This is a genomic window from Gracilimonas sp. (assembly GCF_014762685.1).
Classification (GTDB): Bacteria; Bacteroidota; Rhodothermia; order Balneolales; family Balneolaceae; genus Gracilimonas.
The window spans coordinates 619,435-640,758 of the sequence record NZ_JABURM010000005.1 but is presented as its reverse complement, the minus strand read 5'-3'; the positions used below and the strand labels follow the sequence as shown (position 1 = coordinate 640,758).

Genomic DNA, 21,324 nt, shown 5'->3' with positions numbered 1-21,324 from the left:
TAATATTAAAATTTTTTAATATTTTATATAATAAACAGAAATAAAATTTATCACCATGTCAGGATATTCAGAGCTTTTTTACGTGATGTTTGCCATGATCATTTTTTCGGTGATTTTGTCGAACTCAAATCGTTTGATTCACCGGAATACTACCATCCAAATTGAAGGTGAATTGGAGCAAGAGGTGGTTGCCCTGGGACAAGAAATTATCGAAGAGGCCCAAACCAAAGAATTTGATGAGGTAACGGTTGGTAAAGAACTTCCCCCCGCCCTTATTCCGGGAGACTTTGTAGGATATGGAAGTTTAGGGCCTGACGGAGAAACCTCCAGACAGGATTATGATGATTTTGACGATTATGACGGTCATTCTGAAGTTGTAAAGACAGCACACGGAGACTTTAATATTGACGTGGAAGTTCATTATGTTGATGAAAGTACTTTTGCATTTACCTCTTCAAAATCTACGTTCAAAAAGATTGTGGTAACTATTAAAAGTGAGTTTCTCACGGATAATTCAGATCAGATTAAAACCTACCAGTTAGCTTTTATTCGTAATTATTACGCAGATTAAGAGGGAGAACCTATGAATTTTGGACTCATTACCAGTTACATTATTGCGGGCATCATATTGATTTCTATACTTATGATGAATATGCGTGTCACAAACAGCAGTGCCGAAGTTACCCTGATGCACCTTACCAAGGAAAGAGCCGCTGTATTAATCGAATTACTTTATGACGATATTCCAAATATGGGTTACAATGTAACTGAAACTACTCCGAATATTGTCACAATAGCTGACTCATCAAAAATTCAATTTTACAGAAAAGTAGATCGTTTTACTACCGGCTCTCCTGAATTAATAACCTGGGAATTAACAAATAATCCGGTAAGCGAAACTCAAAATCCAAACGACAAAATTTTACTCCGAAAAGTTGAAAAAAACGGTATAGAAGAAGTTACTGAAATCAAAACCGGTGTAACCAAGTTCCGATTATGGTATTTTGATGAACATGGCCAGTCTACTTTACCAGCTGATGGCCAGTACATGTCTACTCCGGTAAGTTCAGCTCTGAGAGATTCAATTAAACAGGTTTATATCGCTTTGGAACTACAAAGTGCGGAACCTATTCGATATGGTTCAAATAACATGCGCTATATACGATCGGCATGGGAAAAACGATTTTCTCCAACAAATCTTGATAACTAAAAAAGGTGACCTATTATGGGACGAGCAATGTTAATTATATGTTTAGGGGTTCTCATCACCATGGGAATTGTGAATATCAATACTTCACGGCATGGAAATCAGCTAACCCAAAAAACTGTTAACTATGCAGAATTTACAATGGCTAAAAATACAGCTCATTCTGCCATTCAGTTAGCTATGCAGGAAATCAATAAAGATGAAACCTTTGTCACCACTCATACAAAAGATAATCCCTGGGGTGGAACTATTGACGGAAGGAAATTTGAGCTTTATATAGATACTCTCAATAACAGTCAAACCAATAACTATTGGGATACTGATTCTCTGCGGATTGTTTCTAAAGGAACTCAAAATATAGCCCAGGGAAATCAATCTAAAGAAGTTACGGCAGAAGTGGTAAGTATTTACTTGAAAGAGCGCTTCAGTTCTTTGGTACCCGACTTTGGCGGGGCCTTGCAATTCCCTACCGGTTATGGAACTTTAAACGCGGACGGTGCTGCACATGAAATTAATGGTCTCGCACCTCACTGCCCCGAAGATAAACCCGCTATTATCGCCAACTCAGAAGCAACTCAAGATGACCTGTTAGCTAACCCTGATTTGGTGTTAGACAATGGAGTAGGTGTAGACCCAACCCTAAACTATGAACCAACAGATGAACTGATTGCCCGCTTAAAAGACTCAGGGAATGCAACCACCGTTAACACTGATTACAGCGGTACTTTGGGAACTGCGGATCAACCTGGGGTCTTTTTTATAGACGGAAATGTGAGATTAACCGGCCAGCAAACAGAGGGATATGGTATTATGATTATTCAAGGCAGTGCCTATATGGAATATGCTGACTCCTTAGATAATACTCTTGACATTAGGGGTAACTTTGAGTTTAATGGATTGGTAATATTTGAGAACGCCTCTTTATTTGACGGTCGCGGCACACCTACTATCAATGGTTCTGTATTGGTTGGGCACACATCAGACAACCCTAACCCCATTGATATAGATCTGGGTGGAAACATTCAAATCAACTATGACTGTGAAGGTGAGGATTATGCTAAAAAATCTGCTGCAGATGCCGTCCAGCAAAATAAATATACCCGAGCCGTTACAACGGTGAATACAAATTATCTCGGCAGCTAAATTACTTTCTCTTATCATTTACTAACAGAAGCCGGACATCCGGCTTCTGTTATTTTTGGTTTATACTTTCCTCTCCTCTCCCCCTTTCTAAGCCCGGACATATTATCCCTTTTGCTATTTTAAGTTTTCAATGTCTTGAATTGCTAATCGTTAGCTCGAATTAAAATATACTAACTGGTTTTACTATACATTTAAGGAGATATTTGGAGTGTATAATTATACCTCGATTCAATATATCGATACTTATGAAAAATGCTCTTATCATAGCTTTATTCATCATTTTAGGTCTTCAACAAGCTTATGGTCAAAGCTCGGAGGATAACCGGATTTCTGCAGACATCAATGTGAGTGCTCAAGTTATGCAATCCATTGAACTCATTACGGTGAATTCCATAAGGTTCGGTGATATGCAACCGGAACAAGGAGAAATTTACATTAATCCTATCACCAGTTTAAATGCGGGATATATGATCGCTATTGGAACTCCTGAGTCTGAATTTCGATTGAATTATCTACCTCAAAGAGAATTAGTCCAAACAAATGGAAGTTCAAGTATAACATTCACCTACGAAATATCCGGCAGTTCACGGGAAGACCAATCTACATCAGAATTATTGGAAATTGATAACCGTAATATTCGCTTCAACAGTGAAGGACGATATTATATTTGGGTAGGTGGGCGGATTGACCTTCAAAACGCTGCACCCGGCAGTTACCAAGGGGATTTCACTATTGAGATTGACTACATATGATTCCATCGATCACACATAAATCAATATTTTTCAACAAACCAAATAACTTATTTGGACTTGCTTCCGCCATTATTATTTTTTTATTCTTAGGCTTATTTTTCACGAACCCACTGTCTGCTCAAGAAATAAATTTCGGGGAATTCAGCAGTGAATATGGGGTCACAATTTCAGAATTAAATCCTTCCGAGACTTTGAATTTTGGAATGACTCTTCAAAACGAGGGGTTAAAGTCCATTGATCTTTTTAATGCAAAAGTACTAATGATTGAAGGAGTTAAATATTTAGATGTTTTAGTGGATATTTCTGCAGACAACTATCTTTATTTGGATAACGATGTGAGCTGTAACGCTTCTTTTACAAACTGTATACCTTTTACCCTTCAGGCTGCCTATGCAAACAGGGGGAGTAATGACACCAACCAAGCGGTACTAATGCAAGTTACTTCCAATATGGCCAGTGCACAGTTTCCAATACTGGCCAGAGGGAACCGCCCTCCCGGCCCGCCTCCAACACCTCCGCATGAAGGTTATAATCCGGCCGTTTTCAACGAAACAGCCTATCTTTATATTTATGGCTCCTTAAACGTCGGGATCGTGAACTCCGGGAGTTATACAGGCAACATTACGATCACGGTCAGTTATGATTAGAGACACAGCACAAATATCAGTTTTTGCCTGGTGTTTACTTTTAACCATACCGGCAAAAGCACAGTTTATAAATTTACAACTTACCATTGAGCCCGAAATTTCCGCAACTGTAGAGCAACCTTTGGATTTTGGGACACAGATTACCAACTCGGGACGAACTGAAGTCCAGCTTGGGGATGCAAACATAGGTATTTTTAAAATCCGTGCTTTTCATACCCAAACGTTGTATATCGATCTACAATACCCGGATGTATTAACTATAAATGAACCGGGGATAGCAGCAGAAATCCCGCTTGAGCTAAACATTTCTTATAACAATTCCGGAACTAATTCCCCGCTCACCTCTTCCCCCATTCCTTCCAATAATGGAATGTTATCTATACGGGAAAACACCCAATTGGAATTCGATAACGAAATCTGGAAAGAAATGTTCATTTATGTCTATGGTGCCATTGAAGTCGGTAACATTCCCAATGGCGTTTATACAGGCGATATTATACTCAGTATAGATTACGACTGAGAAAATTTATAGCCGGCTCCAAAAAAGGACGGCATGAATCACTGTTTAATGCCCGCCCTCTCCATTCGGAAACATTAAAGAAATCTAAGCTAAATTCTAAAACGCAATAATTACCTTAGTAGCGAAAATGGATCATCTACAGGACACTTTTCAGGCAAGCAAAAGTAACGTTAGGACGTCTTAATTAAGAGTATCTAACTTGGACTACCCAAAGAACTTCGATAATTTTCTCTCAGAAATTAAAAAAACATACACACTCAATCTCACGATTATGAAAACTCTCAAAACTCTTTTAACCGTATTTGCAATGGCGGGTATTTTTTCAGCAGGTGCTTTGGCGCAAACACCAACGAATCAAACGGTACAGGCCTCTGCTGAAATAATTTCAAATCTTTCAGCAGGTGCAACCAGTGCTTTGAGCTTCGGGCAAATACTTGCCTCCGCTACTCCATCAATTGCATACAACACTGCCAGTGCCGGATGGGCTGAATTTACAGGTGCTACTGAAGGCGCAACCATGGATGTTGCGATAACTTATCCTGCCAGTTTGACTACGACCGGAACTTCAGGAACTGCTTTAACTTTTGCGGCTGATGCCGGTGCAGGTTACCAAAGTACTTCCGGTACTGCTGACCCTACAAGTGCTACAGCATTAGCTAGTGCAACTTCAGGGTCATTTACAGCTACAAGCGACGGAACAAATACTGATTTCTTTATTTTCGTTGGTGGATCGATAACAGATGCTTCAGCCGGTGTTTCCGGTGAGACTTATACCGGGGATATCACCATCGCTGTAACACACCAATAAGTTTCTTTAAAAATTTTAAAAGCCATACTTATTAGAAAAAGTATGGCTTTTTTTTTACCCCTATTGTTTGTTTTAGTTTTTGATTATGTTTTGTGCTAATTACGACTGAGATAATATGCTATGAAAAAAATCATTTTACTTCTTACCTGGTTCTTGAGCTCTGCTGTGGTTGGTGTAGCGCAAATTACCATTGCCCCTACCAATCTGTTTATTGATCACAACAATAGGTTTGGGACATACCTTGTGATTAATAACTCTGATCAAAATCAGGAAATTTCAATTGACTTTCTGTTTGCTTACAGCCAAATAGATGAAAATGGCAACAGAACAACGGTTTCATCTGATACTGCTCTTGAAAAAGAACATTCTATTGCAAGCGCTATCAGAGCCTTTCCTCAGAATTTTATATTGACGCCAAACACCCGTCAGGTTGTCCGGATACGAGTTAATCCACCCAATGACTTTACAGATGGCACTTATTGGGCCAGAATAAAAACCCTGGCAACTCCGGAAAGCCGGGCTTTGGAAATAACAACAGAGGATAATGTTTCTGCTCAGGTAGGCATAAGACTGGAACAAATTACCGGACTTTATTACAAAAAAGGACAAGTCAGCACCGGTATTGTTGTAGATAGTATACGTCCATCTGTTGATGATCAGCTATTAACTGTATTAACAGATTACAAACGAACGGGAAATTCACCATTTTTAGGTACCATCACAGCCTCTTTAATTGATAATGCTGAAAACACTATTACTCAAAATTTTAATGCAACTACGCTCTATTTTGATGGAACTCACAAGATGGAAATGGATTTGTCTGAGATCCCCTCCGGAGAGTATACGGTTAAAGTAAATTTTGAAACGCGAAGAAGTGATATTTCTCAAGATGATCTCGTTCAAATGGAACCCGTCACTGCAACAACCACTGTAACAATCCCCTAAAGGTGCTCAAAAGTTGGCTAACTTCAATTTCATCCTTATTAGTAATTGTTGTTTTATGCCTTGGGTTTCAGTCAACTGCACTTCAAGCACAGAATAATAATTCCAATGATATAGAAGTATATCTCGATTTTCGTCATCGGGGTATTATTAATTCTGTGGTCATTTCCTATTATAAAAATGACGAATTCTTCCTCCCTGTTTCCGAGCTATTCTCTTTATTCCAAATAGACCATACCGTTAACGGCTTAGTCATTGACGGTAAATTCGGAGTTGAACAAATTTCATATCAGATCAACTTTGAGACTAATCGAATACGGTTTGGAGACACCAGTATACCGTTAACCACTGATGATTACCTGATAAAGGAAATTGATTCCTACCTTCGTGCAGATGTTTTTCACGAAGCTTTCGGCCTCGACTTCACCATCGATTTCAATAACCTCAGCCTTAACCTGGAAACGGAGCGGGAGCTGCCTGCAGTAGAGCAAGCCATAAGAAATCAACGCAGGCGACTGGCCGATGAGAATAGATTTCAGCAAGAGAGATATGAGTTGAGATATGACCGGGAGCGCCCCTTCCTTGATGGTGGATTTGTGGACTATAATTTATCCGCAAACATGAACTCTAATCAAAACGTCTATAATTTTAACACTAACCTTGGACTTCAGGTGTATGGCGGAGACCTGCAAGGATCTATATTTGGCAGTTATTCGGAAAATTTCACCAATTTTGCCACAAACAACCTTCGCTGGCGATATATGTACAGAGACCAGCCATGGCTTACTAAGCTAACCATTGGGCAGACCACAACAGATGGTTTTGCGCGAAATGCATACACCGGGGTTCGGCTTTCAAACGAACCTATCGAACCCCGTAGATTATTTGATGAATTTGAGGTTCAGGGAAATACGATTCCGCAATCGGAAGTTGAACTGTATTTGAATAATGCGTTGATCGATTTCCAGCAAGCAGATGAATTAGGAAACTATCGATTTTTAACCCCCATTACCTACGGCTCTTCTCAGCTTGATTTGAAGATATACGGGCCTACCGGACAAATCATAGAACGTTCAAACAGGATTCAGGTTCCTTTTACCTTTCAACCCTCCGGTGTATTTAACTATACTATAAATGCCGGAAAATTGGATAACCCCATATTCGGCGAAACTTCTCAGGATTTAACGGCTCAAGGTACGGGGGCATATGGTATCACCGATTGGCTGACGGCCAAAGTCGGGGTAGAGTATTACCAGGGATATCACGAATCCCTGCCTACCTTCACCTCTTCCCTGTCGTCCCGAATTATGACGAACTACATTTTAACCTTAGAAGCAGCAACAGATGTTTACTACCGTGGACTCCTAAATGTAATTTACCCCAACTCAGCCAGCTTTAGTTTCGATTATACTGATTTTACAGAAGGGTTTAGCATATACAATCCTTCAAATGATGATAAACGCATGGTGGCCAGTATATTTTATCCATTCAATTTTGGGGGACTTCCATTTAATCTAAGAGCATCCACATTTTCAAGAATCAGACCAAACGCCAGTTCCACCACTTTCCGGGTAGATGCTAATTCCCGTATAGGCAAGCTAAACTTAAGGTTAGGGTACAGCGATAGATACGTCGGCCGGGTAGATCTCCTTAATCCCACAAATATCGCTTACCTTGAAACTTCAGCAACTTATAATATTACTCGTAATAGAAATCTTCCTGTTTATTTAAGAGGGGCATTCCTTAGAGGTCAAGCTCGCTATCAGCCAACATTTAATCGATTTGAGTCGGCTGAAATATTAATTTCTCAAAATGTATTTGATCAAGGGCAATTACAACTTTCATTTGGACGTAACTTTACTGGAAACTATAACAGTCTAAGGTTTAGCCTGATTGTTGATTTCAATAAAGTCCGCACCAGCTCTACCTATAGTAATATTAGAAGCAGCGGTAACTTCACTCAAAACGTGCGGGGTTCTATTGGTTATGACACCAATTATAATAATACCATTTTCACCAGCAGGGAACAGGTGGGAAGATCAGGGACAGCGATTCAGCTTTATGTGGATAATAATTCTAATGGCATATTTGACAATGATGATCAAACTATAGAAGAAAATGCCGTCCGGGTCCAACGATCGGGTGCTACCAGTGTCCTTAAAAACGGGGTGCTTTACTTAACGCAAATGCAGCCTTATTTCTATTATAACATGGAATTGAATAAATCTGTTATCAAAAACCCCATGTTAGTTCCGGAATTCGAAAAATTTGGGTTGATCACGGACCCAAATCGCTTCAAAAAAGTGGAAATCCCCTTTTACATGTCCGGGGTTATTGAAGGATTGGTAGCACAACAGCTTTTAAATGGAGATACAAGAGGAGTTGCCGGGTTGAGAGTTTTGTTAACCCAAACCAACGGTGATTTTGATAAGGAAATGAGAACTTTCTCTGATGGAAGTTTCTATAATTACGAAGTGCCGCCGGGAAGATACAGGGTTGAAGTAGATTCATCACAGCTTGACATACTTCAAAGCAAAAGTATTCCTGAAAGCATTGAATTTGAGGTTGAACCCATTGCTGAAGGAGATTTTGTGGAAGGACTTCAGATACTGTTAGTACCGGCCAATCTGGACCCCGAACAACTTCAACAAATAACTGAAGCTGAAGAGACTCCGGATACTCCGGAGCAAGTAATTGAATCTCCTCAAACCGAAGCTATAGCAGATACAGAATTACCGGATAGCACCGATCAAGGTCAAGTTACAGAAACAGTAGCTCCGGATAGCATTGCTGCAGTTGATCCAGAAACCATCACACAAGCCCTTACCGATACCACCCAAATTACTGAAGCCGAAAGAGATGAGACAACCCCAAGACAAACTGCTGAAGACTCTGATGACACTCCGATCGATCCTCCTGTAATTGTTATCCCTAGTATTCCTGTCCCAACTATTACCCTTCCTGCCCTCACAGATGTGCAACCGGATTCTGCCGAGTTGGTAAGCCCGGATTCGTTAGAAGACCTTACTTTAGCTCCTGACAGCAGCGTGGTTGATTCCTCCTTTATTACTCAGGAAGAAAATATTCCCGGTGATATTGATTCTTTGATTGCAGAGGATAAAACAGAAGCTTTGCAGGACAGCCTTCAGCTTGCAAAACTAAATACCTTGCCGGAAGACTCGGTAATTCTCATTGAACAAGATACAACTCAGACTCTTGCTTTTGCGCAAGACAGCACTGTAGCCGACACATCTATCGCTTCACCGGCCGATGAGCCTATAGCTATTGCCGAAAGCGACACTACTCAAATTATCGAAACAGAAGAAGACCTTGATGAGACAGATCAACGACAAGATGATGAAGATCCTGAAGTGCCCCCCTCTGATCCCCCCATCATTACCATTCCGGCCATCCCTGTCCCGAATATAACACCACCTGTTCTTACAGAAGCCCGATTAGATTCATCCCTCTTAACAGATCCGGATTTTACGGAAAACATTACTTTATCCCCTGATAGCAGTGTGGTTGATTCAGTTACAATGGTCCACGATGAGCCTATTACAGAGAACATTCCGACAGGTGCTGATTCGGTAATCACCGAAAATGAAACAGACCCTGCTATTACTGATACAGTAAAAACAATTGATCCTGACCCAATTAAAGACACAATTGCAGACAGTACTCAAATTGTGGCCGCTGACCAAAAGCAGGGAATTGACGACCCCAAGGATGTGCCGGAAGGAAATATTACCATCACACCACCGGCCGTTCCAATACCTTCAGTGCCTGATTCAGTCGCAGATAAACAGGCAGCTATAACAAGGCCCGGGCCACTGGAATTTGAATCCGTACCCAAAGTTTTCAGCTCTACGGCAGATATTGAGGAATTAAGTCCGGGTAGGTGTATTTATGGAATTCAATTTGCCTCTTATTTTACCGAAGCAAGAGCAAACATACTGTCCAAACAAATTGAGGATAATTATCTAACCTTTATCATCTATAACGAACCTTACCAACTCCACGCCGTTCGGGAAATCAGGTATCAAAGTTTAAACAATGCCGGTTCAGCTGCCAAAAAAATAAATTCCGATGATTATTTTGACGCAGCCGTTATTAGTCAGTGCTATGCTGACCTGGATTTTAATCCTGAAACTCCTGAATATTATATAGAGATTGAACAGCTAAGCAACCCTGCTGAAGCCAACCAACTTATTGATAAGCTTAACTCCAGTTATGGAGCTAACGCCAAGCTTATGTCAACAAATCAGCAAGATTTACATATTGTGGCATTAGGCCCATTTGATACCAAAAATCAGGCTGCCCGAAAACTTTCCGGGTTTAGCGAAGTTCCGGATATTGCCAATTCAGTGATCACACGAGTTTCTCCGCCTGCAAAAGTTATAAATGTAAGCTTTGAATTTATGCTGCTGATCAAAAGCTTTGACACCATTGAAGCAGCCAATACTTATGCTCAGGAAATTGAATCCCGCTTAGGAGAAAACCTAAAAGTATTGATCGATGAGAATAAATCTTCGTTTATAGTGGTAAGCAAAACATTCGAAAGCTGGAGTAACATTCAAAATCTAAAAGAAAGGTATAATAATGTTGACGATTTTGATGATCCTGTTATTCTTATGATAGAAAAGAAAAATTAAATCCTGAATCACCAGCTCCGGGCCAGAGATCAAATGACCTGCTTTCGCATTCGGGCTACCGGCTCGTTCAGTTGTTCGCGATATTTACTCACCGTTCGACGGGCAACCTTATATCCTTTTTTATTTAATAAATCTGTAAGCTCCTGATCGCTTAAAGGCTTTTGTTTGTCTTCATTGTCAATCAAGGTTTGAAGGTAATTCTTAACCTCGCGGTTAGATACCTCTTCCCCGCTTTCCGTTTCCAATCCTTCATTAAAAAAATACTTCAGCTCAAAAACACCAAAATGAGTTTGCACATACTTACCATTCACCACTCTCGATACGGTAGAGATATCCATTCCAATTCGCTCAGCCACATCTTTAAGAATCATTGGCTTTATGCCTTCCCCATATTTAAAAAAATCTTCCTGAAGAGCTACAATCGTCTTCATAATATTCATAAGCGTATTTTGCCGCTGACGAATAGATTCAATAAACCATTGAGCTGAATCTATTTTGTTCTTCATAAAAGAACGCGCTTCTGCATCTGTGTTTTTCTTTTTCTTGGCTTTTATTTTCTCCCACATTTGTTTGTACTCCGGAGAAATCCGCAGAGAAGGAGCATTTCGTTGATTCAGATTGATAGTAAATTCTCCCCGGTCCGTTTCCCCCTGTCCTGCCCCTTTCCAATAAACTTCAAAATCAGGCTCAATATAATTTTGAGTCTCTTCCATATCTGTTGCTACTGAGCCGGGCCTTGGATCCATATGGCGTATGGTCTCGAAGGCTTCCTGCAGCTCTTCTCTGGTAATCCCAAACTTCTGCAGCAACTTGCTAAAATGTTTTTTCTCAAATGCTTTCCAGGCATCCCTTACAATTTTGATGGCAAGTTCGCGAGCTGCTAATGACTTTTCTGAAGTCTGTAGTTGTACCAGCAGACAATCTTGTAAATTCTTTGAGGCTATCCCCGTAGGTTCCAACCGCTGAATTTTTCTGCGTACCTCCTCTACTTTTTCAGCATCCAGCAAAATACCGTGGTTAAATGCAATATTATCAACCACAGCTTCCGTCTCACGTCTAAAGTATCCGTCTTCATCAAGAGACCCCAGTATCTGATCGGCTACTAACTGTTCCTCATCAGTTAAATCAAGCAAAGCCACCTGTTCTTCCAGATTTTCAAGAAGCGAAGCATGGTATGGATTCGGCAATTCCTTCCATTCTTCTAAATCCGGATTATATGATGGAGTAAAATTCTCTCCGTCATATTCAGTATTGTTTTCAAACTCATCCCAATCAACCTCATGGTCCTCAAGACTCTCTAAGGCTTCCTCATTTTCTTCATTTGGGGTTTCTTCATCTGACAGGCTTACGGCTTCACCCTCCATAGGATCTGCCTCTTCCAAAACAGGATTTGCTTCAATCTCTTCTTTAATCCGCTGTTCAAGCCCGATGGTAGGCAGCTGTAATAACTTAATATATTGTAACTGCTGTGGCGAAAGCTTCTGCTGAAGCCCTTGTTGTTGCCTCTGACCTATATTTTGTCTATTTCGAAGCATCCTTCTTCCTTTGTCTAATCTCTCTGCATGAATCGATAAATTGTGCAAACCACTCCGGGCCATACCGTCTCACTAACGGCTTTTTTAAAAACTCTGCAAGGTAAATATCCTCGTTTTCACCTTTTTCACAAGCCACGGAACAAAGTTTGGGAACATACTCAAAATTGGCATAATCAAAACCGGCAATGTGTTTAAGGCGAACCGGAAAGAGATGGCAACTTATTGGTTTCTCCCAATTAAACCTTCCCTCATAATATGCTTTTTGAATAGAACAATAAGCTACCTCATTATCATCATACTTCACAAATATGCATTCATCTGTATTTACTGTTGCTATCTCATAACCCGCTTTAGCTGAGCCAATAACTACTCCATCTCTTTCGGCAACTTCCACCGCCTCCGGCATTAGCTCGTCTTTTAAGAACTTATATGCTTTATGTAAAACCGGGATCTCTTCTTTTGAAACGGGCGCTCCGGCATCGCCCACCACGCAACATGCTCCTTTACAGCGGGGCAAATCGCAGGCAAACTTGGCTGTAGCAATATCATCAGAAAGAATTGTATTTTTTACTTTGAACATATCCTAAGATAACAATCAATAAGAGACTTTTCGATGAATCCCTTTTAAATTTTTTAAGTTCTGAAAACAGCTTAATTTTAACGGGTATTTATTTGTGATAATTTTACATCGGCTCTATCTTCAGTCCATATGAGAAAACTAACTCCATCAGAGCGCAAAATTTTAGATCGTCTTATTTTCCCTGAACCTTTTGAAGTAATTCAGGAAGAAACACAGTTGGGATACGGCGAAATTAGAGATGATATTATAAATCTGATGAATTCACGCCTCATCGAAGTAGTAAGTCCGGATCAAGCCGAAGAAAACAGTACTCATATTTTCGACTCTGATCATGTTAAAGATTCTACTTACCGCATAACTAAATCGGGAATTAACCACATGAAAAATCACATATGAAATTCCAGGCAACTATTGGTGAAAATGAACACAATGTAGAACTGTCTCCTAAAGATGGAGCCTTTAAAACGGAAGACCATAATGGAAATTATACTTTTGAGTATGTCAATGGCCGACATATCCTTCGCATTGGAACAAAAACCTACAAAATTGATAACGTACATAAGAATGGTTCTTCTATTGAATTTACCATGAATGGTGTATGGCATTCGGTTGAAGTAAAGGACGAACAGGAATTACTTCTCGACCGGCTTGGGTTTAAAACCGGGGCCGCGGCTGCCGAAGGGATGCTAAAAGCACCAATGCCCGGAAAAATTCTGGAGATCATGGTTTCTGAAGGGGATAAAGTTGAACAAGATCAACCTTTAGCAATTCTCGAAGCCATGAAAATGGAGAATGAATTGAAAGCCCCGATTAGCGGAACCATTGCTACTATCTCGGCGGAAGTCGGACAATCATTAGAAAAAAATTCACCTATACTGGAGATCGAAACCATTGGATAAATTTATTATTAAAGGCGGCACCCCCTTAAAAGGCACTATTCCCATCAGCGGTTCAAAAAATGCCGCGCTTCCCCTTATGGCTGCCTCTTTGCTCGGTAATTCGCCTTCTGTTATCCAGAATATCCCAAAGCTCAAGGATATTTATACTTTCAATAATGTTATTCGGGTTGTAGGGGCACATGTTGATTTTAAGGAAGATGAAAATACACTGGTTATCGATCCTACCCATATAAACCATCTCGAAGCTCCGTATGACCTCGTTCGTAAAATGCGTGCTTCATTTTATATGCTGGGAGCATTGGTCGGTAAACACGGCTTTGCCAAAGTTTCTCTGCCGGGCGGTTGTGCCTGGGGACCCCGGCCGGTTGACTTACACCTGAAAGGCATGGAAGCGATGGGCATCGATATCTCCCTGGAAAAAGGCTATGTAATTGCTAAAGCAGGTGATAAAGTTGAAGGCGGTTCATTCAAGCTGGAACCAAGTAGCGTAGGTGCCACCGTAAATTTGGTATTGGCTTCGGTGTTGAAAGCAGAAAAATTTACTATAAAAAATGCCGCTAAAGAGCCCGACGTAGTTCAGCTTTGTAATTTCCTGGTTGAAATGGGCGCTAATATCCAGGGAATAGGCACAGATACCCTCACAATAAAGGCGGTGGATGAGCTTCAGGGAATTAAAGTGTCCAATGATCCCGACCGTATTGAATTAGGTACATTCATGATCGCGGGAGCAATGTTTCCCGGTTCAGACCTCACCCTCAACGGCTGTAATCCTGATCACTTGGGGAGTTTTCCTGACAAACTCCGGAAGACCGGAACTTCTGTAGATATCAATGGAACTACCATTCGTGTTAAGGCATCGGATAAACTAAAGCCGGTTTCCATTAAAACTGAGATCTACCCGGGTTTCCCTACTGATTTACAAGCTCAATGGGCTACAATGATGACTCAGGCTGATGGAAATTCCAAAGTAACTGATACCGTCTATTTTGACCGGTTCAGTTATGTTCCCGAATTGGTTCGGTTAGGAGCCGATATGGAAGTAGAGAAAAACACAGTCAAAATTTCTGGAAAAACCCCGCTTACAGGGGCATCAGTGATGAGTACCGACCTTCGGGCCAGTGTAAGTTTGGTACTGGCGGCTTTAGTTGCTGAAAATACCTCTGAAGTACTGAGAATTTATCACCTCGACCGTGGCTATGAATCTCTGGAAGACAAACTTACTGCCGTTGGAGCCAATATCAAACGGGTTGAAGAAACATAAACTGTAAGCCATTAGTCTGCATCAGGCAAGCTTGCAGTTGGTTGGCAGGTGTCTGTTTCGAAGTTTCAGCCCTATCTCTTTCTATCAAGGTCACTTTCTAATTAAAAATATTAGCTAAAATAGCGTTTACATTAATGACGTTTCACAGTTATATTAATAAAAGAGAAAATCGACATAAACAAGCTTTTTTAAACTATTTTCAATTGCATAACGCACAGAATACATACCAAAAACAAAATTTGGCGGCATCATTGTCGATCTATTGTAACGATGCCATCATCGATTTTTTCTTTTTCTGCGGATTACTACTTACAACACTAACGCAGACTCTCTTTTCTGATTCCACAAAGGAATCCCCAAATAAAACAATTTTAACAGATATTATTCCCGAAGCAGCCGCTCGACCGTTTGCTTCTAACCCCACCCTCACTCGTGAGAGCGTACACAATTTGTATCATAAATTAATACGATGGTTTGTTTGCAGGGGCTTCAGCGGCTTCCGGGAAAGGAAGAATTTTAATGAAAAATCAAATTATTATACACTCTTCGGGCAATCAGACCCGTATCGCGCTTTTAGAAAACAACGAGTTAGCGCAGCTATTCATAGAAACAGAAGAAAACCAGCGTACTGTTGGTAATATATATGTAGCCAGAGTTCATAAGGTATTAAGCGGCATTCGGGCTGCTTTTATTGACATGGGTACACCCAAAGATGCTTTTCTGCACTTTTCTGATGCAGGTGACCACCTTGATGAATATATCACCAGACTTAATGGTCCTGATGCTATTCCAAGTCACGCCAAAAAGGATATTCAAAATAAAGACAATCTCTCCAATGTTGAGAAGCAGGTCTTGGCTGGAAAAATCCTTCGTACCGGCCAAAAACTTCTGGTCCAGATAGTAAAAGAGCCCATAGGTTCGAAGGGACCGCGAATTTCAACCGATATCACTATCGCCGGTCGCTTTTTAGTGCTGATTCCGATGGGTGATTATATCGCCGTTTCAAAAAAGATCGGCCATTATAAAGAACGCCGGCGATTAAAAGGAATCTTAAACAATATGGTTCCTGATGGATTTGGGGTAATTGTGAGAACCGTCGCTCAAGGACAGGAAAAGAAAGCTTTGGAAGATGATCTTCGAAGCGTCCTTAAGAAGTGGGAACAAATTGTTGATAAGCTTGAAGATGCCAAACCTCCTGCCCTTCTGTATCGAGATTTGAATATGACGGAGAGTTTGATTCGCGACTTATTTGCAAAAAATTACGATCGCGTTTTAATTGATGACCCGCAACTCTATCGTCAGATTAAGTCTTACGTAAGCCAGATAGCACCACAGATGGTGCCGAATGTAGAACTTTATAAAGGCAAAGAGCACATTTTTGACTTCATGAAGATTGCTCATGACGTAAACTCAATCTTTAGTCCCCGTGTGCGCATGAAATCGGGCGGCTACCTGATCTTCGAGCAAACTGAAGCTATGTATGTGGTAGATGTAAACTCGGGCCCTTACGCAGCTAAAAAACGTCAGGAAGATAATTCCCTGAAAACAAACCTTGAAGCAGCGCGAGAAATAGCAAAACAACTTCGTTTGCGGGATATCGGAGGTATTATCGTAGTTGACTTCATTGATCTTCGTGATGATAAAAACCGCAAGAAAATCTACGATGAGCTCAAGAAAGAATTTGTTAAAGATCCTGCCAAAACTAACGTCATAGGAATGAGCGACTTCGGCTTGGTTCAAATTACCCGCCAGCGTATTCGCCCAAGCGTAGTCAATTCCGTTTCCAAAGTATGCCCGGTTTGTGGCGGTTCCGGAAATGTTGTTACCGAAGATACTATTCTCACAGATCTGGAAACCTGGTTAAGTAAATTTAAACACAATACCAATTACCGTGCAGTTGATTTGTATGTAAATCCATACTTAAAATCTGTTCTGACAAAAGGTCTGATGAGTACAAGATGGAAATGGATGGTTAAATACCGTATTAAAATCTCCCTCATTGGTGACGAAACCGTATCCATGAATGAATTTCGCGCCACATTAGTTGGCTCCGATATCGACATTACTGATATTGTAATGAGAGATGAGTCAATTGAGGAAGTGTTAGACCGTGAAGGCGAACTTATTGAGCTTGAGAGTGGAAAAGGAGACAAAGAAGGATTGGATATTTCCAAAAAAGAACATAAATCCGGAAACAGATCGTCAGGACTTAATGACAAATCGAACGGAAGAGGTAATTCCAAGTACTATAAGTCTTCCAATTAAATCTTGGCTTGGTTTTTGTACTTCTTAGTTCAATCCTTTTAAATAAAATTTAGAAATGAATTTATCTGAACTACACGCAACTACCGTAGTGGGTATCATCCATAACGGTAAAGCAGCTATTGGCTGTGACGGCCAGGCCACCATGGAAAAGACCGTTATGAAAAGCACCGTTAAAAAAGTGCGCAAATTATACGAAGGTAAAATTTTAGCCGGTTTTGCCGGCTCTACCGCCGATGCTTTTACCCTCTTTGAAAAGTATGAAGAGAAACTCAATGAGTATAATGGGAATATGGAACGAGCAGCTGTAGAACTAGCCAAAGAATGGCGCAAAGATAAGTTTTTACAAAAACTTCAGGCACTGCTGATTGTCATGAATAATGATAAGTCGCTCATCATTTCAGGACAAGGTGATGTTATAGAACCCGATGATGAAATTGCAACCATTGGCAGCGGCGGCTCTTATGCTTTATCAGCAGCCAGGGCCATGGTAAAACATTCACCAAAATTATCTTCGCGCCAAATCGTTGAAGATGCCCTGAACATTGCGGCCGATATCGACATTTATACCAATCATAATATTACGATTTTAGAAATTGAAGACTGATATGTTAACTATTGAAGAGAAGAATTTAACACCTCAGCAAATTGTAGCTGAGTTAGATAAATACATCGTTGGCCAAAAATCAGCCAAGAGATCAGTATCTATTGCCCTGCGTAATCGCTGGAGAAGACTCAATTCCGATGAGGAAATACGTGAGGAAATCATTCCCAACAATATTTTACTCATTGGACCTACCGGAGTCGGTAAAACCGAGATAGCCCGCCGTTTAGCGAAGCTGGCCCATGCCCCTTTCATGAAGGTTGAGGCATCCAAATTTACTGAAGTCGGGTACGTTGGCCGGGATGTAGAATCCATGATCCGAGATCTTACGGATGTAGCCATCAGCATGGTTAAGAAAGAAATGCAGGACCGGGTAAAAGAAAAAGCAGCCCAAAAAGCAGAAGAACGAATTCTTGATATCCTTATCCCTCCTGTCAAAAAAACAGGGGTTGGTTTTAACAGCAGTAATTCATCTGAGGACTTTGACCCTCAAAAAGCCAGCGACTCGGAGCTAAATGAACGTACCCGAGAACGATTTCGTGAGAAGCTTAGAAATGGAGAATTGGAGGAACGCGAAATTGAAATTGAAGTTCAGTCTACCAAAAGTCCCATGATGCAGGTTTTTGGACCTCAGGGAATGGAAGAGATGGGTATTAACCTCCAGGATATGTTAGGAAATCTTGGAAAAGGAAATAAAACAGCAAAACGAAAACTACCTATCAGTGAAGCGCGGGAAATTCTTACGGACGAAGAAGCCGAGAAGCTAATTGATCATGAATCTGCCGTGCAGGAAGCCCTTGAACGTGTTCAGAAACAAGGAATCGTATTTATTGATGAAATTGATAAAATTGCAGAATCGTCTACCGGAAGTGGAGGAAAAGGCGGTCCGGATGTGAGTCGCCAAGGTGTTCAGCGAGATTTACTTCCTATTGTAGAAGGAAGTGCCGTTAATACTAAACACGGGATCGTTAAAACCGACCATATCCTTTTTATTGGATCTGGTGCGTTTCACGTTTCCAAACCATCTGATTTAATTCCCGAATTGCAAGGGCGTTTTCCAATTAGAGTGGAGTTAAATTCTTTAACTGAAGATGATTTCGTTGATATTCTCTCAAAACCAAAAAATGCACTTACCAAGCAGTATATTGCTATGTTAAAATCAGAAGGTGTAGGTATTGAATTTAAAGAAGATGCCATCCGGGAAATTGCCCGAATTGCTGCCGAGGTGAATTCCTCTGTTGAAAATATTGGAGCACGACGGTTGCATACCATTATGTCTTCACTGTTTGATGAGCTTTTATTTGCCGTACCGGATGATATTAATTCCGGAGAAATCACCATAGATAAGGCATATGTTGACAAACAATTATGCGACATTGTAAAAGATAAAGACTTGAGCCATTACATACTCTAAGGAAGCCCCATTAAACTTTAAGCATTTTTATAGTGCATAATATTGGGTATTACTTAAACAAAGCTCATTTCAGAAATTGTACTATACTACATTATTTAGTACAATCGTTAGCCATGAAACTATTTAACCATGTTTTGGTTATTAGTATAAATTATTGAAGTAAGATGTTATTTATGCACTTGAAAAAAATACTCTATCCCAACGTTTTAATATTATTAATTCTCTCTGTTTTACGATTTACGGGAGTTGATCCTGTTCTTCAAACGGAAAATGATGACACAAAAAACCTTACCAAGTATCATCAAGCACAGCGTAGTATTGTAGCCAATTATTTTAGAGAACCTGATATAGATCGGATGTATAAGTCTAGTATTCGATCTATGGTAGATGCTATCAAAGATTCCACACTTAAAATTACCGGAACTCCGATAGATACTACTTTCAAAGGGATTAAAATAAATTCAATTCGAGATTCTTTCACAAACTTTGAAAAGGGTTACCTGTATGTAAGTAATAACAGCCCCGATGAAAATATGGCTAAGCTTACTGAAGCAGCTATCAGGGGTATGTTTTCAACTCTGGATCCACATTCCTTATACATTGAAGCGGAAGATAATGAGCAAATTCAAGCTGAGTTTGCCGGAAAATTCCAGGGAATTGGAGTTCAGTTTCAGATTATTCAAGATACCATAACGGTTGTTACAGCCATTTCGGGTGGACCCAGTGAACAACTTGGGATACGCTCCGGAGATCGTATCATACAAATCGAAGATTCCTCCTCAGTTGGTTATACCAATGAAATGGTATTGCGCCGACTTAGAGGGGAAAAAGGAACTGAAGTTAAGGTCACAATAAAAAGACCTAATGTTAAAGAGCCGATTAATTTCACTATTGTACGAGATGATATCCCGCTCTATACCGTGGACACTTCTTATATGCTGGATGATCGTACCGGTTACATTAAAATAAATCGATTTGCAGCAACCACACACGATGAGTTCATGCAAGCCGCAGAAGAACTTAAAGAAGAAGGCATGAATCGATTGGTTTTAGATCTTCGTGGGAACCCGGGGGGCTACTTAAGTCAAGCTATTGCAATTGCTGAAGAGTTTTTCCCAAGGGGTACTGAATTAGTTTCTACCAAAAGTAAACACGAGAGATTTAATGGAGAATATTATTCAAGAAAAGACGGTGACTTTAGAAATAAGCCTGTTATTGTTTTGGTTGATGAAGGTTCAGCTTCAGCCAGTGAAATTGTAAGTGGTGCCATACAGGACCACGATCGTGGTTTGATTGTCGGTAAACGAACTTTTGGAAAAGGGCTGGTACAGCAGCAATACGAACTAATAGATGAAAGCAGTGTCAGAGTAACAATTTCTCGTTACTACACTCCATCCGGACGTTTGATCCAGAAACCATTTGTCGAAGGCGGTGAAGAATACGCCTATGAGATTTATCGTCGTGATGATGCTATGAATGATGCTTCTGAATTTATTGATGACATTCCCGATTCACTAAAACACAGCACTGCTGCCGGTAGAACTGTTTACGGCGGCGGCGGCATTGTTCCTGACTACATTGTTCCGGCTGATACTAACACCGCCGCATATGTTTTTAATTTTGCAATCAGGGAACGCGTTTCTTTTGATTACGTACGCTCATTTTTAGATGAAAATGGAGATAAATTCAGAACCAAATGGGAATCTGATTTTGAACATTTCCGGGAAAATTTTAATTGGGAACCTCATCATATGAGTGAGGTGAAATCTAAGCTTCTGGAGCGAGGCATGGTAATCGCTGATTCCGTTAAAAGTCCTGCTTTCAGACGAGATTCATTGTTTGTGCCAAGCGGTCATTTTGAAGAAGTTGCCTGGTTGCTTGAAGGACGAATGAAAGCTGAATTAGCGCGTCAGGTTTGGGGCATGGAATACTTCTACCCTATTGTTAACGATATTTTTGATAATACGTTAGACAAAGCCATGACACTCTGGGATGCGGTAGCTCGCCTGGAAGCAGTTGCCAGTGGAAAAGCAGACGCATCTGTATTTGAGAATCTGAATAAAAATTAATACTCCCGGATACATATTTCAGGATA

At 40.5% G+C, this 21,324-nt stretch carries 18 protein-coding genes; 16 read left to right on the top strand and 2 right to left on the bottom strand.

Translation table 11 applies throughout. The annotated features are described in order from the left end of the window. Nucleotides 1-55: 55 nt before the first annotated feature. The 9 genes from HUJ22_RS02885 to HUJ22_RS02845 all read left to right on the top strand — a co-directional run bounded on the left by HUJ22_RS02885 (nucleotide 56) and on the right by HUJ22_RS02845 (nucleotide 10,674). A complete protein-coding gene (locus tag HUJ22_RS02885) occupies nucleotides 56-571 on the top strand; it encodes a hypothetical protein (protein WP_290873483.1) in 516 nt (171 codons plus the stop codon). 12 nt (nucleotides 572-583) lie between these two features. After that, nucleotides 584-1,210: a hypothetical protein gene (locus HUJ22_RS02880; RefSeq protein ID WP_290873481.1), complete on the top strand. Its 627-nt coding sequence runs from the start codon at nucleotides 584-586 to the stop codon at nucleotides 1,208-1,210. Between the two features lie 15 nt (nucleotides 1,211-1,225). Beyond that, nucleotides 1,226-2,350, top strand: coding sequence for a hypothetical protein (locus tag HUJ22_RS02875; RefSeq protein WP_290873478.1), 1,125 nt, complete (start codon nucleotides 1,226-1,228; stop codon nucleotides 2,348-2,350). Nucleotides 2,351-2,595: 245 nt separating this feature from the next. Further along, entirely contained in the window at nucleotides 2,596-3,102 is a 507-nt protein-coding gene (locus HUJ22_RS02870) for a DUF4402 domain-containing protein (RefSeq protein ID WP_290873475.1), read from the top strand. Beyond that, nucleotides 3,099-3,749 carry a hypothetical protein gene (locus HUJ22_RS02865; RefSeq protein ID WP_290873472.1) on the top strand — a complete coding sequence of 217 codons (651 nt, stop codon included), beginning with the start codon at nucleotides 3,099-3,101 and terminating at the stop codon, nucleotides 3,747-3,749. The genes HUJ22_RS02870 and HUJ22_RS02865 overlap by 4 nt, the downstream gene beginning before the upstream one ends. Next, nucleotides 3,742-4,269 carry a hypothetical protein gene (locus tag HUJ22_RS02860; protein ID WP_290873469.1) on the top strand — a complete coding sequence of 176 codons (528 nt, stop codon included), beginning with the start codon at nucleotides 3,742-3,744 and terminating at the stop codon, nucleotides 4,267-4,269. The genes HUJ22_RS02865 and HUJ22_RS02860 overlap by 8 nt, the downstream gene beginning before the upstream one ends. A gap of 271 nt (nucleotides 4,270-4,540) precedes the next feature. After that, the gene (locus HUJ22_RS02855; protein ID WP_290873466.1) at nucleotides 4,541-5,077 is read left to right on the top strand and encodes a hypothetical protein; all 537 of its coding nucleotides are present in this window, start codon (nucleotides 4,541-4,543) and stop codon (nucleotides 5,075-5,077) included. Between the two features lie 120 nt (nucleotides 5,078-5,197). Continuing rightward, the gene (locus tag HUJ22_RS02850) at nucleotides 5,198-6,022 is read left to right on the top strand and encodes a hypothetical protein (protein ID WP_290873463.1); all 825 of its coding nucleotides are present in this window, start codon (nucleotides 5,198-5,200) and stop codon (nucleotides 6,020-6,022) included. Nucleotides 6,023-6,024: 2 nt separating this feature from the next. Next, nucleotides 6,025-10,674, top strand: coding sequence for an SPOR domain-containing protein (locus HUJ22_RS02845; RefSeq protein WP_290873460.1), 4,650 nt, complete (start codon nucleotides 6,025-6,027; stop codon nucleotides 10,672-10,674). A gap of 29 nt (nucleotides 10,675-10,703) precedes the next feature. On the opposite strand, the gene rpoN is transcribed toward HUJ22_RS02845, so the two are convergent. Together rpoN and HUJ22_RS02835 are read right to left on the bottom strand one after the other, a co-directional pair. Further along, a complete protein-coding gene (gene rpoN, locus HUJ22_RS02840) occupies nucleotides 10,704-12,209 on the bottom strand; it encodes an RNA polymerase factor sigma-54 (protein WP_290873457.1) in 1,506 nt (501 codons plus the stop codon). After that, complete coding sequence (locus HUJ22_RS02835; protein WP_290873454.1) at nucleotides 12,196-12,789, bottom strand: DUF3109 family protein; 594 nt, start codon at nucleotides 12,787-12,789, stop codon at nucleotides 12,196-12,198. The genes rpoN and HUJ22_RS02835 overlap by 14 nt, the downstream gene beginning before the upstream one ends. A 129-nt stretch (nucleotides 12,790-12,918) precedes the next feature. On the opposite strand from HUJ22_RS02835, the gene HUJ22_RS02830 reads away from it, so the two are divergent. The 7 genes from HUJ22_RS02830 (at nucleotide 12,919) to HUJ22_RS02800 (ending at nucleotide 21,298) form a co-directional block, all read left to right on the top strand. Then, nucleotides 12,919-13,185, top strand: a complete 267-nt coding sequence (locus tag HUJ22_RS02830) for a hypothetical protein (protein WP_290873451.1) — start codon at nucleotides 12,919-12,921, stop codon at nucleotides 13,183-13,185. After that, the gene (locus HUJ22_RS02825) at nucleotides 13,182-13,688 is read left to right on the top strand and encodes an acetyl-CoA carboxylase biotin carboxyl carrier protein subunit (RefSeq protein WP_290873448.1); all 507 of its coding nucleotides are present in this window, start codon (nucleotides 13,182-13,184) and stop codon (nucleotides 13,686-13,688) included. The genes HUJ22_RS02830 and HUJ22_RS02825 overlap by 4 nt, the downstream gene beginning before the upstream one ends. Further along, entirely contained in the window at nucleotides 13,681-14,949 is a 1,269-nt protein-coding gene (murA, locus tag HUJ22_RS02820) for a UDP-N-acetylglucosamine 1-carboxyvinyltransferase (RefSeq protein WP_290873445.1), read from the top strand. The genes HUJ22_RS02825 and murA overlap by 8 nt, the downstream gene beginning before the upstream one ends. 519 nt (nucleotides 14,950-15,468) lie before the next feature. Further along, entirely contained in the window at nucleotides 15,469-17,214 is a 1,746-nt protein-coding gene (locus tag HUJ22_RS02815) for an Rne/Rng family ribonuclease (protein WP_290873442.1), read from the top strand. 55 nt (nucleotides 17,215-17,269) lie between these two features. After that, nucleotides 17,270-17,818, top strand: coding sequence for an ATP-dependent protease subunit HslV (gene hslV / locus HUJ22_RS02810; RefSeq protein ID WP_290873439.1), 549 nt, complete (start codon nucleotides 17,270-17,272; stop codon nucleotides 17,816-17,818). 1 nt (nucleotide 17,819) lies between these two features. Next, a complete protein-coding gene (hslU, locus tag HUJ22_RS02805) occupies nucleotides 17,820-19,229 on the top strand; it encodes an ATP-dependent protease ATPase subunit HslU (protein ID WP_290873436.1) in 1,410 nt (469 codons plus the stop codon). Between the two features lie 173 nt (nucleotides 19,230-19,402). Beyond that, nucleotides 19,403-21,298: a S41 family peptidase gene (locus HUJ22_RS02800; protein ID WP_290873433.1), complete on the top strand. Its 1,896-nt coding sequence runs from the start codon at nucleotides 19,403-19,405 to the stop codon at nucleotides 21,296-21,298. The last annotated feature ends 26 nt before the right edge of the window (nucleotides 21,299-21,324 follow it).

Bases quoted from the DNA above. Each gene is read 5' to 3' on its own strand.
- HUJ22_RS02885 (WP_290873483.1), top strand. From the start codon at position 56: ATGTCAGGATATTCAGAGCTTTTTTACGTGATGTTTGCCATGATCATT.
- HUJ22_RS02880 (WP_290873481.1), top strand. From the start codon at position 584: ATGAATTTTGGACTCATTACCAGTTACATTATTGCGGGCATCATATTG.
- HUJ22_RS02875 (WP_290873478.1), top strand. From the start codon at position 1,226: ATGGGACGAGCAATGTTAATTATATGTTTAGGGGTTCTCATCACCATG.
- HUJ22_RS02870 (WP_290873475.1), top strand. From the start codon at position 2,596: ATGAAAAATGCTCTTATCATAGCTTTATTCATCATTTTAGGTCTTCAA.
- HUJ22_RS02865 (WP_290873472.1), top strand. From the start codon at position 3,099: ATGATTCCATCGATCACACATAAATCAATATTTTTCAACAAACCAAAT.
- HUJ22_RS02860 (WP_290873469.1), top strand. From the start codon at position 3,742: ATGATTAGAGACACAGCACAAATATCAGTTTTTGCCTGGTGTTTACTT.
- HUJ22_RS02855 (WP_290873466.1), top strand. From the start codon at position 4,541: ATGAAAACTCTCAAAACTCTTTTAACCGTATTTGCAATGGCGGGTATT.
- HUJ22_RS02850 (WP_290873463.1), top strand. From the start codon at position 5,198: ATGAAAAAAATCATTTTACTTCTTACCTGGTTCTTGAGCTCTGCTGTG.
- rpoN (WP_290873457.1), bottom strand. From the start codon at position 12,209: ATGCTTCGAAATAGACAAAATATAGGTCAGAGGCAACAACAAGGGCTT.
- HUJ22_RS02835 (WP_290873454.1), bottom strand. From the start codon at position 12,789: ATGTTCAAAGTAAAAAATACAATTCTTTCTGATGATATTGCTACAGCC.
- HUJ22_RS02830 (WP_290873451.1), top strand. From the start codon at position 12,919: ATGAGAAAACTAACTCCATCAGAGCGCAAAATTTTAGATCGTCTTATT.
- HUJ22_RS02825 (WP_290873448.1), top strand. From the start codon at position 13,182: ATGAAATTCCAGGCAACTATTGGTGAAAATGAACACAATGTAGAACTG.
- HUJ22_RS02815 (WP_290873442.1), top strand. From the start codon at position 15,469: ATGAAAAATCAAATTATTATACACTCTTCGGGCAATCAGACCCGTATC.
- hslV (WP_290873439.1), top strand. From the start codon at position 17,270: ATGAATTTATCTGAACTACACGCAACTACCGTAGTGGGTATCATCCAT.
- hslU (WP_290873436.1), top strand. From the start codon at position 17,820: ATGTTAACTATTGAAGAGAAGAATTTAACACCTCAGCAAATTGTAGCT.
- HUJ22_RS02800 (WP_290873433.1), top strand. From the start codon at position 19,403: ATGCACTTGAAAAAAATACTCTATCCCAACGTTTTAATATTATTAATT.